Source organism: Alteriqipengyuania abyssalis, assembly GCF_019857185.1.
Lineage (GTDB): Bacteria > Pseudomonadota > Alphaproteobacteria > Sphingomonadales > Sphingomonadaceae > Alteriqipengyuania > Alteriqipengyuania abyssalis.
In genome coordinates this window covers 692,967-708,470 of the sequence record NZ_JAHWXP010000001.1, presented here as the reverse complement: position 1 = coordinate 708,470, position 15,504 = coordinate 692,967, and the positions used below count along the sequence as shown (strand labels likewise).

At 65.9% G+C, this 15,504-nt stretch carries 16 protein-coding genes; 9 read left to right on the top strand and 7 right to left on the bottom strand.

All coding sequences use genetic code 11. From position 1 onward, the window contains the following. Positions 1-68: 68 nt before the first annotated feature. Positions 69-2,384, top strand: a complete 2,316-nt coding sequence (locus tag KYN89_RS03485; RefSeq protein WP_222823814.1) for a patatin-like protein — start codon at positions 69-71, stop codon at positions 2,382-2,384. Positions 2,385-2,393: 9 nt separating this feature from the next. Here the strand turns inward: KYN89_RS03485 and dnaJ are convergent, their stop codons facing one another. Next, the gene (dnaJ, locus tag KYN89_RS03480; RefSeq protein WP_172807037.1) at positions 2,394-3,509 is read right to left on the bottom strand and encodes a molecular chaperone DnaJ; all 1,116 of its coding nucleotides are present in this window, start codon (positions 3,507-3,509) and stop codon (positions 2,394-2,396) included. A gap of 86 nt (positions 3,510-3,595) precedes the next feature. Next, positions 3,596-5,548 (bottom strand): molecular chaperone DnaK, encoded by a 1,953-nt coding sequence (dnaK, locus tag KYN89_RS03475; protein ID WP_222823813.1) that lies wholly within the window; start codon positions 5,546-5,548, stop codon positions 3,596-3,598. Between the two features lie 174 nt (positions 5,549-5,722). Between dnaK and KYN89_RS03470 the strand changes: the two genes are divergently transcribed. The 4 genes from KYN89_RS03470 (at position 5,723) to KYN89_RS03455 (ending at position 8,562) form a co-directional block, all read left to right on the top strand. Continuing rightward, a complete protein-coding gene (locus KYN89_RS03470) occupies positions 5,723-6,187 on the top strand; it encodes a copper chaperone PCu(A)C (RefSeq protein WP_222823812.1) in 465 nt (154 codons plus the stop codon). Between the two features lie 23 nt (positions 6,188-6,210). Further along, entirely contained in the window at positions 6,211-6,738 is a 528-nt protein-coding gene (locus KYN89_RS03465) for a vgr related protein (protein ID WP_222823811.1), read from the top strand. Continuing rightward, on the top strand, positions 6,735-7,307 hold the full coding sequence (locus KYN89_RS03460; protein WP_222823810.1) for a hypothetical protein: 573 nt from the start codon (positions 6,735-6,737) through the stop codon (positions 7,305-7,307). The genes KYN89_RS03465 and KYN89_RS03460 overlap by 4 nt, the downstream gene beginning before the upstream one ends. 91 nt (positions 7,308-7,398) lie before the next feature. Continuing rightward, positions 7,399-8,562: a PrnB family protein gene (locus KYN89_RS03455; protein WP_222823809.1), complete on the top strand. Its 1,164-nt coding sequence runs from the start codon at positions 7,399-7,401 to the stop codon at positions 8,560-8,562. Between the two features lie 54 nt (positions 8,563-8,616). Here the strand turns inward: KYN89_RS03455 and KYN89_RS03450 are convergent, their stop codons facing one another. From KYN89_RS03450 to KYN89_RS03435, 4 genes are all read right to left on the bottom strand, one after another. Beyond that, entirely contained in the window at positions 8,617-8,925 is a 309-nt protein-coding gene (locus tag KYN89_RS03450) for a YMGG-like glycine zipper-containing protein (protein WP_197636366.1), read from the bottom strand. A 71-nt stretch (positions 8,926-8,996) separates the two neighbouring features. Further along, positions 8,997-9,620 carry a nucleotide exchange factor GrpE gene (locus tag KYN89_RS03445; protein ID WP_222823808.1) on the bottom strand — a complete coding sequence of 208 codons (624 nt, stop codon included), beginning with the start codon at positions 9,618-9,620 and terminating at the stop codon, positions 8,997-8,999. 24 nt (positions 9,621-9,644) lie between these two features. Beyond that, complete coding sequence (hrcA, locus tag KYN89_RS03440; protein ID WP_222823807.1) at positions 9,645-10,685, bottom strand: heat-inducible transcriptional repressor HrcA; 1,041 nt, start codon at positions 10,683-10,685, stop codon at positions 9,645-9,647. A gap of 27 nt (positions 10,686-10,712) precedes the next feature. Next, positions 10,713-11,231 carry a DUF6438 domain-containing protein gene (locus KYN89_RS03435; protein ID WP_222823806.1) on the bottom strand — a complete coding sequence of 173 codons (519 nt, stop codon included), beginning with the start codon at positions 11,229-11,231 and terminating at the stop codon, positions 10,713-10,715. 110 nt (positions 11,232-11,341) lie between these two features. Between KYN89_RS03435 and rph the strand changes: the two genes are divergently transcribed. From rph to KYN89_RS03415, 4 genes are read left to right on the top strand one after another with little or no spacing between them, the layout of a single operon-like run. Then, positions 11,342-12,055, top strand: coding sequence for a ribonuclease PH (rph, locus tag KYN89_RS03430; protein ID WP_222823805.1), 714 nt, complete (start codon positions 11,342-11,344; stop codon positions 12,053-12,055). Beyond that, positions 12,052-12,678, top strand: a complete 627-nt coding sequence (gene rdgB, locus KYN89_RS03425) for an RdgB/HAM1 family non-canonical purine NTP pyrophosphatase (RefSeq protein WP_222823804.1) — start codon at positions 12,052-12,054, stop codon at positions 12,676-12,678. Before rph ends, rdgB begins: the two co-directional genes overlap by 4 nt. Positions 12,679-12,718: 40 nt before the next feature. Further along, positions 12,719-13,882: a radical SAM family heme chaperone HemW gene (gene hemW, locus KYN89_RS03420; RefSeq protein ID WP_222823803.1), complete on the top strand. Its 1,164-nt coding sequence runs from the start codon at positions 12,719-12,721 to the stop codon at positions 13,880-13,882. Then, on the top strand, positions 13,879-14,787 hold the full coding sequence (locus KYN89_RS03415; protein ID WP_222823802.1) for a tyrosine recombinase XerC: 909 nt from the start codon (positions 13,879-13,881) through the stop codon (positions 14,785-14,787). Before hemW ends, KYN89_RS03415 begins: the two co-directional genes overlap by 4 nt. Here KYN89_RS03415 and KYN89_RS03410 read toward each other — a convergent pair. Beyond that, positions 14,784-15,389 (bottom strand): DedA family protein, encoded by a 606-nt coding sequence (locus tag KYN89_RS03410; protein ID WP_222823801.1) that lies wholly within the window; start codon positions 15,387-15,389, stop codon positions 14,784-14,786. The two genes, KYN89_RS03415 and KYN89_RS03410, sit on opposite strands and share 4 nt — an antisense overlap. Positions 15,390-15,504 lie beyond the last annotated feature (115 nt).

Below are 15,504 nucleotides of genomic sequence, written 5' to 3'. Positions count from 1 at the left end.
GGAGTTAGGTGGAACATTAATGGAACGCAAGTTGCTATTCAGCCCCCTCCCCCTCTAGAATATCGACCATGCGGCAAAAGGAATTGAGGATCGGTCTTGTCTGCTACGGCGGGGTCAGCCTCGCCGTTTACATGCATGGCGTGACCAAGGAGGTGTGGAACCTGGCGCGCGCCAGCCGCGACTTCCATACACCCGGCCATTCCAGCCACGGGGTCGCGGGCGAATATCGCCGCCTGCTCGACCTGCTGGCCGACCGCCACGATCTGCGCCTGCGCGTGCTGCCCGACATTTTCAGCGGCGCGAGCGCGGGCGGGATCAATGCGGTGTTTCTGGCGCAGGCGATCTTCTCCGGCCGGTCGCTGGAGCCGCTGACCAACCTGTGGCTCGACAATGCGGATATCGACCGGCTGACCGCCGAGGACGCGCGGCCGGGCTGGCGCTTTGCCAAGGTGTGGGCGCAGCCGCTCGCCACCTTCGTGCTCAGGCGGCCGGGCAATCTGGTGTCCGAAAGCGTCGCGCCGGAGACACGCTCCGAAGTGCGCGAGAAAGTCTCCAAGCTGGTGCGCGGGCGCTGGTTCCAGCCGCCGTTCTCCGGCGAGACGATGTCGCGCATGCTGCTCGAAGCGCTGGAGGCGATGGATGGCTCGCCCGCCGACGGGCCGCTGCTGCCGCCGGGCCACCCGGTCGACCTCTATGTGCCGACCACGGACTTCCACGGCTACCTCGCCCGGCTGCGGCTCAACAGTCCGCCGGTGGTGCTGGAGAGCGAGCATCGCATGCCGATCTCCTTCACCGGGCGCACGCCGGAGCTTGCCGGGGGCTGGCTTGCCGACCCGCTCGAACTGACCTTCGCCGCGCGCGCGACCGCAAGTTTTCCGGGCGCGTTCCCGCCGCTGCAGGTGGGCGAGATCGATACGATCGCGGCGGAGAAGAACCTGTCGTGGCATTCTCGCGACCGGTTCCTGCGGCAGGTGATGCCGGTGCATTGCGACGACGGGACGGCGGAAGGCGTCTCGCTGATCGACGGGTCGGTGCTGGTCAATCGCCCGTTCGAAGGCGCGATCGACGCGCTGCGCGGGCGACCTGCGGTGCGCGAGGTGGAGCGGCGCTTCGCCTATGTCGATCCGCGGCCCGAGCGATACATGCGCGACAGGGAGAAGATGCGCGCGCCGGTCGGCTTCTTCGAGAATATCTTCGGCTCGCTCTCCACCCTCCCCCGCGAACAGCCGATCCGCGACAACCTGGAGGTGATCGGCGAGCAGTCGCGCCATGCCGCGCGGCTGCAGGCGATGATCGCCGAACTGCGCCCGCAGGTGGAGGGCGCGGTCGAAAAGCTGTTCGACCGCACGGTGTTCTTCGACCGGCCCACGCCCAAGCGGCTGTCCAACTGGCGCAGGAAAGCGCAGCAGGCGGCGGCGGAACAGGCCGGTTATACCTTCGCAGGCTATGCCGAGCTGAAATATGTCGGGATCGTCGAGCGGATTGCGGAGCTTGCTCGCAAGGCCGCGCCCAGGGATGCCGAGCCCGATCCGCAGGTGCTCGCCGTGGTGCTGCGCGCCTGTCTGCGTGAGCGGGGGCTGGAAACGCTTGGCGGGGCGACCGGCGGGGCGAGCCCGGGGGCGATCGACTTCTTCCGGACATACGATCTGGCGTTCCGCATCCGCCGCCTGCGCCTGCTCGCCCGCCGCACCGCGCGCGACTGGGAGGCGGACCCTGAGATCCCCAACGAGGCGCTCGATAGCGCGCGCGAGGCGATCTACACGATCCTGTCCGCCTATTTTGAGCGGGACGGCCTCAACCCCATGGGGCCGGAGTTCCGCGATCTGGCGCGCAATGCGGTATCGGACCCGGGCGCGCTGCTCGATCATATTGCGCAGCGGCGCGGGCTGAAGGATCTGGATACGCAGGCCGAAGAGGCGCTGTCGCTCGCGCTGAGCGACATGCCCCGCAGCCTGCGGCGGCGGATGATGTATGCCTATCTCGGCTTCCCGTTCTACGATGTCGCCACGCTGCCGATCCTCGGCACGCAGGGGATGAACGAATTCGAGCCGGTCAAGGTCGACCGGATCAGCCCCGAAGACGCGCAGGCGATCCGCGAAGGCGGTGCAGCGGAGACGCTGCGGGGCATCGAATTCTACGATTTCGGCGCCTTCTTCAGCCGCGCCTATCGCGAAAACGACTATCTGTGGGGCCGCCTGCACGGCTGCGAGCGAATGATCGACATCGTGCTGTCGACCAGTGACGAGACGATTCCCTTCGAGGAACGCCACGCGATCCTGCGCAGCGCCTTCCTCGCGATCATCGAGGAAGAGCGCGAGGCGAAACGCTGCGCGGACGGAACGCTCAAGACATTGCGCGACGAGATCGAGGCGCGGTTGGGATAATGCGGTGCGTCAGGCCCCGAACGCATCCTTGATCCGGTCGAAGAAGCCGCGGCTTTCGGGGCATTCCTCGCCCGTCTCGGTCTCGCTGAATTCTTCGAGGATTTCGCGCTGGCGCTTGGTCAGCTTGGTCGGCGTTTCCACCGTGATTTCCGCGACCAGATCGCCCCGACCGCGCCCCTGCAGCACGGGCATGCCCGCACCGCGACGGCGCAGCTGCTTGCCCGACTGGATGCCGGCGGGAATCTCGATCGTGTTGGTCGACCCGTCGAGGTCGGGAATCTCGACCTTGCCGCCCAGCGCGGCGGTGGTGAAGCTGATCGGCACGCGCGCGATCAGGTTCGATCCGTCGCGCGCGAACACGCTGTGCGCGCGGATGTGGATGAAGATGTAGAGATCGCCCGGAGGCGCGCCGCGCGGGCCTGCCTCTCCCTTGCCGGACAGGCGGATGCGGGTGCCGGTATCGACGCCCGGCGGAATATCGACCGAGAGCGACTGCGGCGCATCGACGCGCCCGTCCCCGCGACAATTGCGACACGGGGTCTCGATCACCTCGCCGCGACCGTGGCAATTGGGGCATGGCCGCTCGACCACGAACAGGCCCTGCTGCGCACGCACCTTGCCGTAGCCCGCGCACATGTTGCACGCCCGCGTGCCGGTGCCCGGCTCCGCGCCGGTGCCGGTGCACACCTCGCATTGCTGCGAGACTTCGATTTCGATGGTGGTCGACTTGCCGTGGAAGGCTTCTTCCAGCGTGATTTCGAGGTCGTAGCGCAGGTCCGCCCCGCGCCGTGCGCCCTGGCGCATTCCGCCAAAGGCGCTGCCGAAGATGGTTTCGAAGATATCGCCGATATCGCCGAAGTCGGCCTGATGGCCGCCACGGCCGCCACCCCCGCCCTGCTGGAAGGCGGCGTGGCCATACTGGTCGTAGGCGGCGCGTTTCTGAGGGTCTTTCAACACCTCGTAAGCAGCGCCGATCGCCTTGAAGCGCGCCTCAGCCTCGGCATCGCCGGGGTTGCGATCGGGGTGATACTGCATCGCCATCTTGCGATAGGCAGCCTTGATCGCCGCCGCATCCGCATCGCGCGAGACGCCAAGCAATTCGTAAAGATCGGGTTCGGAAGCCATTATTCAGAGCACCGGTGCAACAAACATAGGCGGGCCCGCGCAGGCCGGGTGGTCTGCGCGGAGCCCGTTTCTCATGACCGTCCGGCTCAGGACCGGTCGGCGTTGTCGCTGTCGCCAGCGCTGTCGTCTACTTCGGAGAACTCGGCGTCGACGACGTCTTCGTCCTGCGAGGACGATGCGCCCGCATCGCCGGCCTGCCCGGCATCTGCGCCGCCGCTGGCCTGTTCCTTCTCGTAGATCTGCTGGCCCATCTTCATGGCCACTTCGGTCAGCGCCTGAGCCTTGGCATTGATCGCGTCGACATCATCGCCTTCGAGCGCGGTCTTGGTCTCGGCAATCGCTGCCTCGACATCGGACTTGAGCGAAGCGTCGATCTTGTCGCCGTTTTCCTGAACCTGCTTCTCGGTCGCGTGGACCAAGTTATCGGCCTGGTTGCGCGCCTCGGCAGCTTCGCGCCGCTTCTTGTCCTCTTCGGCGAAGCGTTCGGCGTCCTTGACCATCGATTCGATGTCGTTGTCCGACAGACCGCCCGAGGCCTGGATGCGGATCTGCTGTTCCTTGCCCGTGCCCTTGTCCTTGGCGGACACGTTCACGATGCCGTTGGCGTCGATGTCGAAGGTGACTTCCACCTGCGGCACGCCGCGGGGGGCCGGCGGGATGCCGACCAGATCGAACTGGCCGAGCAGCTTGTTGTCCGCCGCCATCTCGCGCTCGCCCTGGAACACGCGGATCGTCACCGCCTGCTGGTTGTCCTCGGCGGTCGAATAGACCTGCGTCTTCTTGGTCGGGATCGTCGTGTTGCGGTCGATCATCTTGGTCATGATCCCGCCCAGCGTCTCGATACCCAGCGACAGCGGGGTGACGTCGAGCAGCAGCACGTCCTTGACGTCGCCCTGAAGGACGCCGGCCTGGATCGCCGCGCCCATGGCGACGACTTCGTCGGGGTTCACGCCGGTGTGCGGCTTCTTGCCGAAGAACTCTTCCACGACTTCGCGGACCTTGGGCATGCGGGTCATCCCGCCGACCAGGATCACTTCGTCGACTTCACCGGTCTTAAGGCCGGCATCTTCGAGCGCCTTCTTGCACGGGTCGAGCGTGCGCTTGACGAGGTCGCCGACGAGCTGTTCCAGCTTGGAGCGGGTCAGCGTTTCGACGAGGTGCAGCGGCGTGGAACTGCCGCCTTCCATGCGTGCGGTGATGAACGGCAGGTTTACTTCGGTCTGCTGCGCGCTCGAAAGCTCGATCTTCGCCTTTTCGGCGGCTTCCTTGAGGCGCTGCAGGGCCAGCTTGTCCTGCTTCAAATCCATGTTTTCCTTGGATTTGAACTGCTCGGCCAGATATTCGACGATCGCGCTGTCGAAGTCTTCACCGCCGAGGAAGGTGTCGCCGTTGGTCGACTTCACCTCGAACACGCCGTCGCCGACTTCGAGGATCGAGATGTCGAACGTACCGCCGCCAAGGTCGTAGACCGCGATGGTCTTGTTCTCGTCCTTGTCGAGGCCGTAGGCGAGCGCGGCCGCGGTCGGCTCGTTGATGATGCGCAGGACTTCGAGACCTGCGATCTGGCCAGCGTCCTTGGTCGCCTGACGCTGCGCGTCGTTGAAGTAGGCAGGCACGGTGATGACCGCCTGCGTCACGTTCTCGCCGAGATAGCTCTCGGCGGTTTCCTTCATCTTCTGCAGGATGAAGGCGGAAATCTGACTGGGCGAATACTTGTCGCCGCCCGCTTCGACCCATGCATCGCCATTGTTGCCCTTGACGATGTTGTAGGGGACCAGTTCCATGTCCTTCTTGGTCATGGGGTCTTCGAACCGGCGGCCGATCAGGCGCTTCACCGCGAAGACGGTGTTGTCCGGGTTGGTGACGGCCTGGCGCTTGGCCGGCTGGCCGATCAGGCGCTCGCCATCCTTGGTGAAGGCCACGATCGAGGGCGTGGTGCGTGCACCTTCCGCGTTCTCGATGACCTTGGGCTTGCCCCCATCCATGACCGCGACACACGAGTTCGTCGTACCGAGGTCGATACCAATTACTTTTGCCATGATACCCCGCATCCGTTTGGCTATGTTGGACACTGCCCTTCGCGACACCCCCGTCAGTGGGCGATGCCGCTCGGCAGCTCTGGTTGAGCCGCGGATATAGGTGCGCTTGTTCTTGGCACAAGAGATGCCAGCGCCTAGTCGTCAGGCGGGACACAAACCTGGGAGGAGCCTGACATGAAATCGATTTACCTCGCCTGCGCACTTGGCCTTGGTGCCGTGACACTGGCCGGATGCGATCAGAAACCCGCCGAGGAAGAGGTTGCAGCGGCACCGCTGACCGCGAGCGAAGGCAAGCTGTTCCTGCCGGCGGTCTCAGGCAATCCGGGGGCGGTCTATTTCAAGCTGGAGAACCCGGGCGACCGGGCGATTTCGGTCCGCAAGGCCGACGTGGAAGGCGCGGGAAGCGCGGAATTGCACGACTATATGGAATATGACGATACCGAGATGGGATCGATCGGCGTGGTCACCGTGCAGCCGGGCGAAACCGTCTCCTTCGAACCGGGCGGCAAGCACGTGATGGCGTTCGACCTCTCGCCCGATCTCAAGCCCGAAAGCGTCACCTCGGTTACCCTGACCATGGCCGGGGGCAAGACGATGTCGTTCGATGTCGACGTGCTGCCCGCCGACGCGGAACGCTGAAGCGCGATCAATCGACGAGCGTCATGGATCACCCGATAGATGCCGAGACGCATGAAACCCGCGTCGCTCCCTGCCCTGCGGGTGGGGAGCGGCGGCTGACGCCGGGCGAGGTGGCGCTGGCGCAATCGGTGTTCGGCACCGCGATCGATTATCGCAAGGTCACCATCCGGCGGCGCAAATGGGCGTTCTTCCAGCCGAAGAACACCACCATGGCCCCGCGCGGCCACCTGCATTTCCACCCGGATGCGGCAGGATATTGCGACGATTTCTCCGCCGGGAATCACCATTCGCAGGGCCATTTCATCCACGAGATGACGCATGTGTGGCAGACCCAGACCAAGGGCGAGTGGTACCTGCCGCTCCATCGCCATCCATGGTGCCGCTACGACTACAGCATCAAACCGGGCTGGGGCCTCGAAAAATACGGGATCGAGCAGCAGGCGGAGATCGTGAAGCACGCCTTCTGGCTGAGGAACGGCGTGCGCGTGGCAGGCATCGCCAGCCGCGAGACCTATGATCTGCTGGTGCGCTTTCCGGGGGCAAAGCCATGACCGATTACGAGTTCATCTTCGCGCTCTATGCGCTGCTCCTCGGCCTCTCGCTGGTCGAGATTCTCTCCGGCCTCGGGCGCACGCTGGAACTGCGTTTCGCCAGTGATGCGGGTGGCGAGCGGTTTTCGATCGGCTGGCTGACGCCGCTGCTCGCCGTGTTCGTCATCCTCGACCTGCTGTCGTTCTGGATGTTCTCCTGGACGGTGCGCGATGTGATGGCGGTCAATCCCGCCACGCTGCTCGCCGTGGTCGGCTTCGCGAGCGCCTATTACCTCGCGGCAAGGCTTGTGTTTCCCGGCGACCCGGAGCGTTTCCGCGATCTCGACACGCATTATTTCCGCGTATGCCGCACGGTGATCGCGATGCTGATCTCGCTGGTTTTCGTGCAGTGGGCCTTTCTGCTCAGCCTGCCACAGCTGCGAGAGCATCTGCTGACCGCGACGAGCATCGGGATTACCGTGTTGTTCGTCGGATTGATGGGTGCCCTGCTGTTCGTTCGGAACCGCCGGATTCACGCGGTGCTGCTGGTCGCGCTGATCGTCCGCTATCTGGTGATCTATCTGCGATGACGTAGCGTCACGGCTTGAGCGGCCCCGCGCCGCTTGTTAGTCGATGTGCCGTCCGGGCGGCCCAACCCGCGCCCGGCGAATGGTCCCAACAATGGAGCTGAGCAATTACGGCATGTCGCGGGAACGCGGCTACCTTTCGCATTACGAAATCGACACGATCACCCTCCCCTCACAGTTCGATCCGATCGTGCAGGCCGCAGGCAATCTTTCCGCCCTGCTGACCACCGGCCGCGTGCGCCACTGGCTGGACGCGCTGCCCGATCCGCAGATCGGCGAATGGGCCAAAGACGCGCCCGAGGAAGAAGTCCGCACCGCGATGGTGCACTATTCCTTCCTGGTGCAGGCCTATGTGTGGGGCGAGGATGAGCCGCCCGCGCACCTGCCCGCCAATCTCTCCCGCCCCATGGTCGCGCTGGCCGACCGGCTCGGCCAGGCACCGCTGCTGCCCTATTCTGGCTACGTGCTCGACAACTGGTACCGGCTCGACAAGTCGGGCCCGATCACGCTCGACAATATCGCGATGCACCAGAACTTCCTTGGCGGTGCGGACGAGAACTGGTTCGTGCTGGTCCATGTCGCGATCGAGGCAGAGGCGGGCGTGCTGCTCGACAATGCGGCGAAGCTGGTCACCGTGTGCCGCGATGGCGATGAAGAGACCGCGCTCACCCTGCTGCGCGAGATGGATGAAGCGTGGGAGCGGATCTACGCCCACTTCGCGCGGATGCCCGAGCGGTGCGATCCCTACATCTATTTCCACCGCGTGCGCCCCTACATCCACGGCTGGGCGAACAACCCGGCGCTGGACGGCGGGCTGGTGTACGAAGGGATCGAGAAGTTCGGCGGCGAGCCGCAGGCCTTTCGCGGGCAGACCGGATCGCAGTCCTCCATCGTCCCGGCGATGGATGCGCTGTTCCAGGTCGGCCACAGCGACGACCCGCTCAAGAGTTTCCTCGACGAGCTGCACGCCTATCGCCCGGTCGAACATCGCCGCTTCATCGAAGACCTCGCCGCACAATCGACGCTGCGCAGCTTTGTGGCCGACAGCGGCAATACGGCGCTGAAGGACGCGTTCAACGCCTGCCTCGAACAGGCGGCGCGGTTCCGCACGCGGCATCTCGAATATGCGGCGAGCTACATCAACAAGCAGGCGGGCAGCATCGCGGGCAATGACCCCGATGTCGGCACCGGTGGCACGCCGTTCATGAAGTATCTGAAGAAGCACCGCGACGAGAACCGCGCGCAGGTGGTCGACTGATACGAAAAGGGCCGCCCTTTGCGGGGCGGCCCTTCATTCATTGGATTGCGCGATTTAGCGACGCGGATCGGCCGGATAGCCGCGCGTGCCGAAGCAATCCTCGTCCAGATATCCGTCGCGGTCGTAACCGTCGCAGTTGTCGTTCTTGTCGACGAAATAGCCCGCCAGCGCGCCCGCAGCGGCACCGGCCAGCGCGTAACGGGTGATGTCGCCGCCGGTCACTGCGGCAATGCCTGCGCCCAGAGCTGCGCCACCCAGGCCGCCTTCGGCCGAGTAGTTTTCCGCACACGCGCTGAGCGAGAGGGCGGAAATCATCGCCACGGGGATGAGGGCGAAACGGGTCTTGCTTTTGTTGGCAATCATCGGGGGTCTCTCCTTGCACCTTGTGCTGGGAGAAAGCCCCGATAACGCCGTTTTGTTCCGCAGCTTTACGCTCAGTCCGGCTTCTTCGCGACACCGACCAGCGCAGGGCGCAGCAGACGATCGCGGATCAGATAGCCCGCCTGCATCTCCTGAACGACGGTGCCCGGCTCGGCCTCGTCGCTGGGAATCTCCATCATCGCCTGATGCACGTTGGGGTCGAGCGGCAGGCCCATCGCGGCAACCCGCGTCACGCCATGCTGGCCGAACACGCGGTCGAGCTCGCGCTGGGTCGCCTCGATCCCGGCGACCAGCCCCTTGAACTTGCCGTCTTCGCGCAGCTCTTCGGGGATGGAATCGATCGCGCGCGACAGGTTGTCCGAAACCGACAGGATGTCGCGGGCAAAGCCGGTCGCCGAATAGGCGCGTGTGTCGGCGATGTCCTTTTCCATCCGGCGGCGCACGTTCTGCGTCTCGGCGCGTGCATAGAGCACTTCCTGCCGCGCGGTCTCCAGCTCTTCGTTGAGCTTCGCGACCGTCTCGGCAAGCTTGGCTACGCCCTGCTCGCTCTCGTCGTCGCCATCGTCGCCCTGGTCGCGCAGGTGTTCGGGAACGCCTGCCAGTTCACGTTCGGCTTCTGCGTCTAGCGTGCTGTCGTCGCGGACAGGCTCGTCCTTGGGATCATGTTCGTCTTGCATAGTCTTTACGCGAATTCTGCCCTGCTAGCCGGTCAATCGGCCCAGTGATTGTGCGGTGAAATCCACCATGGGAACGATGCGCGCGTAGTTCAAGCGCGTGGGGCCGATAACCCCCAGCACCCCCACGATGTTCCCCTCCCGATCGCGGAAGGGGGAGGCGATAACAGACGACCCGCTGAGCGCGAAGAGGCGATTTTCGCTGCCTATGTAGATCCGCGTAGCCTGCGCCGCGCGCGCGCGCTCCAGCACCTCGGCCACCGCCTGCTTGTTCTCCAGTTCGTCGAGCAGTTGGCGCACTCGCTCGACATCGCCGACCGCTTCGTCGTCGAGCAGCTTGGCCTGCCCGCGCACGATCAGCACCGGGTTGCGGTCCGGCGCCTCGCTCCACATCGCGATCCCGCGCCGCACCAGATTACTGCTCGCCGCATCCAGCGCGCTGCGCCCGCCGTCGATCTCGTGCTCGATTTCCTTGAGCGCTTCGCCGAGGCTGCGATTGGCGAGGCGGGCGGAGAGATAGTTGGACGCCCGGTCGAGCGTGGCGCTGTCGACCCCGTCGAGTTCGATCAGCCGGTTCTCGATCTGCCCGTTCGCATCGACCAGCACCGCGAGCGCGCGCGCGGCGTCCAGCGGCACGAAGCTCATCTGCGCCAGCCGCCGCTCCGTTGTGGGCACGAACACCATGCCCGCTGCGCCCGACAGGTCGGACAGCATCGCACTGGCCGCCTCCAGCCGTTGCTCGAGCGGGCCGGGATCGCCCAGCTTGGCCTCGATCACGCGCCGCTCGTCCTCGCTCGGCTGGGTGATCTGCATCATCCCGTCGACGAACAGCCGCAGTCCACTCTCGGTTGGCTTGCGCCCGGCGGAGACATGCGGCGCGGCCAGCAGGCCCAGCTTTTCGAGATCCGCCAGCACCGAGCGGATGGAAGCGGGCGAGAGGTCGACCGCCCCACCCTCGGCCAGCGTCTTCGATCCGACCGGCTGCCCCGTCGCCAGATACTGCTCCACCACCACGCGAAAGATGTCGCGCGTGCGGGCGGTCAGTTCTGTCAGCGGCGGGGTGCTCATGCTCGGTGGTTCAGCCTTGCTCGCAGATCATCTGTTCTGGTCGTAAATCTGGCGGTTCTCGGCGGTGCCGACAAGGTCGTCCACGGGCAGTTCCTGCCAGGCCTGGTAGAGCGCGTCGCGGTTTTCGACGAGGCCGGGCTGGCGGCAGCCCATGTACCAGTTCAGCGTAACCGGCTGTTTGCCCGCTTCGTGCCAGGTGATTTTTACCGACGGGGAGTCGGTCGCCACGGGGCCGTCGCAATTCTCGTACCCGTACTCGACAGAACTTTCCGGGCGGAACGGCGCGAGCCGCCGGGCGAAGGCCTCGACCTCCTCCGGGCTGGCGGTGAAGGATGCTGCGCCCTTCTGCTGCACGAAACGCTCGCCGTGATAGGTCCCGGTGCCATCCTGCGACACGGAAAGCGTGAAGGACGGGCAGAAGCCGAAGCACGGGGTCACGGCGTAGTCGATTTTCTCGACCGGAGCCGTGCTGCCGGGGCCTGTTGCGGGCGTGACGCAGCCTGCGATGGCGAGGGGCAGCGCGCAAATCGATAAAGTGCGGATCATCCGGGATGCCTTTCGTAACGGGGGGCGCTGGTGATGCAGCATGTCCACTGGCCACCCGATGAATAGGCCGCTAGGGCGCTCGCGACCATACAGACCAGAGGATTTCCCCCATGCGACCTTCAGGCCGCGCGCCCGACCAAATGCGCGCCATCTCCATCGAAACCGGTTTCACCAAGCACGCAGAGGGCAGCTGCCTGATCAGCTTCGGCGATACCCGCGTGCTGTGCACCGCCAGCGTCGAGAATTCCGTGCCGCCGTGGATGCGCGGCAAGGGTGCAGGCTGGGTCACCGGCGAATACTCGATGCTCCCGCGGGCGACGCACACCCGTGGCAGCCGTGAGGCGGCGCGCGGCAAGCAGTCGGGCCGGACACAGGAAATCCAGCGCCTGATCGGCCGCTCCCTGCGCGCGGTGGTCGACATGAAGAAGCTCGGTGAGCGCCAGATCACGCTCGATTGCGATGTCATCCAGGCCGATGGCGGCACGCGCACGGCGGCGATTTCCGGCGCTTGGGTCGCGCTGCGGCTCGCGGTCGACGGGCTCAAGAAGTCGGGTGCGATCGTGGAAGACCCGATCATGGGCAAGATCGCTGCCGTTTCCTGCGGCATCCACAAGGGCACCCCGGTGCTCGACCTCGATTACGACGAAGACAGCTCGGCCGATGCCGATGCCAACTTCGTGCTGATCGAAGGCGGCAAGATCGCCGAAGTGCAGGCCACTGCCGAAGGCGCGGCCTATGACGAGGAAGCGCTGCTGCGCCTGCTGCGCCTCGCGCAGATGGGCTGCGGCGAGATCTTCAAGGCACAGGACGCGGCGGTGAAATGACTCGCCGTATCGGCTCGGGCAAGCTCGTCATCGCGACGCATAATGCGGGCAAGCTGAAAGAGATTTCAGCCTTGCTCGCTCCTTATGGGGTCGAGTGCATCTCCGCCGGTGCGCTCGGCCTGCCCGAGCCCGAGGAGACGGGCACCACCTTCGTCGAGAACGCGCTGATCAAGGCGCGCGCTGCGGCGCAGGGGTCGGGCATCGTGTCGCTGGCCGACGACAGCGGGTTGTCGGTCGCCGCGCTCGATGGCAGGCCGGGCGTCTACACCGCCGACTGGGCGGAGCGGCAGTGGTTCGAGGGTGAACCGGGGCGCGACTGGTACATGGCGATGGGCAAGGTCGAGGGCCTGCTCGCGCAGCAGGGGCCGGACGTGGATCGCAGCGCGGCTTTTCACTGCACGCTGGCGCTCGCGTGGCCAGATGGCGAATACGCGGTCTACGAAGGGATCGCGCCCGGATCGCTCACGTGGCCGCCGCGCGGGCAACTGGGCTTCGGCTACGATCCGGTGTTTGTCCCGAAAGGCCGCGAGCAGACCTTTGCCGAGATCGACTCTGCCGAAAAGCACACGATCAGCCACCGCGCAGACGCCTTCGCCAAGCTGGTCGCCGAGCAGTTCGGCTAACTCGCTGGCCATCGCGGCCCGCGCCTCCTAGATTCGCTCCATGCCTGCCGCAGACGATCTTGCGCTTTATATCCACTGGCCCTTCTGCCTGAAGAAGTGCCCCTATTGCGACTTCAACAGCCATGTTCGCGATGATGTGGATGCCGACGCGTGGCAGGCGGCGCTGCTGGCGGACATGCGACACGAGCACGCCCTGACGGGAGGCCGCCGCGTCGGCTCGATCTTCTTCGGCGGCGGAACGCCCTCGCTGATGCCACCCGCGCTGGCGGGCGCGCTGATCGAGCAGGCACAGCGCCTCTGGGGTCTCGCGCCCAATGCCGAGATCACGCTCGAAGCCAATCCGACATCTTACGAAGCGGGCAAGTTTGCGGCTTTCCGCTCAGCGGGTGTCAACCGCGTGTCGCTGGGCGTGCAGTCGCTGCATGACGAGGCGCTGGCGTTTCTCGGGCGCGAGCACAGCGCGACCGAGGCGATGGCGGCGGTGGAGAGCGCGCAGGGCCTGTTCGGGCGCGTCACCTTCGACCTGATCTACGCCCGCCCCGGCCAAAATGCCGGGGCGTGGGAAGCGGAACTGGCGCGCGCCCTCGCCTTCGGGACCGAGCACCTGTCGCTCTACCAGCTAACCATCGAGCCGGGCACGGGCTTTGCCGGTGCCGTGGCGCGCGGGCGTCTGCACCCGATGGACCCGGACGAGGCCGCCGACCTGTTCGTCCAGACGCAGGAGCAGACGCGCGCGGCGGGCCTCCCGGCTTACGAGATCAGCAACCACGCGCGGCCCGGTGCTGAGAGCCATCACAACCTCACCTACTGGCGCTACCGCGACTATGCCGGCGTCGGCCCGGGCGCGCATGGACGGCGTGGTGGGATGGCGACGATCCGGCACAAGAAGCCCGAGGCGTTCCTGCGCCGCGTTGGCGAGATCGGGCACGGCATGGCCGAAGAGCGTGCGCTGGGTCGCGAGGAGCAGTTGAGCGAGGCGCTGCTGATGGGCCTGCGGCTCGCGGAAGGACTGGATCTGGCGGCGCTCGCCGCGCGGTTCGACACGACGGCGGATGCGCTTGTCGATGCCGGGCGCGCTGCGTTCTACGCCGATCTCGGGTTCGTCGAGCGCGAGGGCGACCGGCTGACGATTACGCCGCAGGGCATGCCGCTGCTCGATGCGCTGCTGGCCGAGCTGGTCCCCGCGCACCTCGTCGCGGCATGAGCGGTCTGCTCGCCCGCTGGGAGAGCCATCTTGCGAGCGAGCGCCGCCTGTCGCCGCACACCGTGCGCGCCTACGTGCGCGCCGCAGAGCGGTTGCTGGAGGAGACGGATGCGACCGACTGGCAGGGTGTTGCGAAGCTTGAGGCCCCAGCCCTGCGCGCCCAGCTCGCCCGCCGCCGCGCCGATGGCCTGTCCAACCGTTCCGCCGCGCGCGAGCTCTCTGCCCTTCGTGCCTTCCTTGCCTTCGCCCGCGCCGAGGCAGGCTTCGACGACGCGCAGGCACCGCGTCTTCGCGGGCCTAGGATCAAGCGCACCCTGCCCCGCCCGGTGACACCCGACGAAGCGGTCCATCTCGCCGAGAGGATCGGCGAGGAGCGGCGCGAGGAATGGACGGGCCTGCGCGATCGCGCGGTGCTGCTGCTGCTCTACGGCGCGGGGATGCGGTTGGGCGAAGCTCTCTCGCTGACTGGCGAACACGCGAAGATCGGCGAGACGATCCGCGTCATCGGCAAGGGCGGCAAGACGCGCGTGGTCCCGATCCTGCCCGCGATCCGCAGCGCGATCGCCGCCTATGTTGCCGCGTGCCCGCATGATCTCGCACCCGATAAACCGCTGTTCCGGGGCCAGCGCGGTGGCCCGCTCTCTCCCGGCCTTGTGCAGAAGGCGATGGCGCAGGTGCGCGGCGAAATCGGCCTGCCCGCGAACGCCACGCCGCACGCGCTGCGCCATTCCTTCGCCACGCATCTGCTCGGCGCAGGCGCGGACCTCAGGAGCCTGCAGGAACTGCTTGGCCATGCGAGCCTGGGCTCGACGCAGATATATACCGAGGTGGATGCGGCAAGCCTGCTCGACACCTATCGCAACGCGCACCCCAGAGAGAAGACGGCGCCCGAACGAGGCGACTAGCGCTCAGCGCGCGGCTTCCACGTGTAGAGCCGCCATCCGTAACCTACGACCGCGAGCAGCAGCGAGCCGATCACGATCCACCCGACCAGATCCTGTATCTGCGAGAAGGTTCCGACCAGCCAGCGCGTGCCGTAGATCAGGATCGCGTTCCAGATCGCCGCGCCCGCCGTGGTGAAGACCAGGAATTTCCAGAGCTTCATGTGAGCGAGACCCGCCGGGAGCGAGATCATCGTGCGCATTACCGGGAAGAACCGCAAGAAGAACACCGCCCATTCGCCGCGCTGCTGGAAGAAGCGCGATGTGCGCTCGATGTCTTCCCACTCCAGCGTCAGCCACCGGCCCCAGCGCTCGATAAATGGCCCCAGCTTTTCGTAGCCGACCCGGTCGCCGAACCAGAACCAGCCGTAATTGCCTGCCACGGTCCCGATGGTCGCGAAGATCAGCAGCGGCCAGAAGCTCATCCTGCCATTCTCGATCGCGAGCGCGCCTGCGCCCATGATCGCTTCCGACGGCAGCGGCGGGAAGATGTTTTCGAGGGCCATGAGAACGGCGATGCCGAAATAGCCGAGCCGCTCGACGATGGAGACTATGATCTCGTCCATGGGGCACCAATGCACGGGACGGCGGAAAGTTACGGTGCGGCTTGGGAGATTTTTTCCGAGCGCACTCAAACGGTTCACCGATGAATTAGCACGTTTCATCGTCCATTCATCTCGT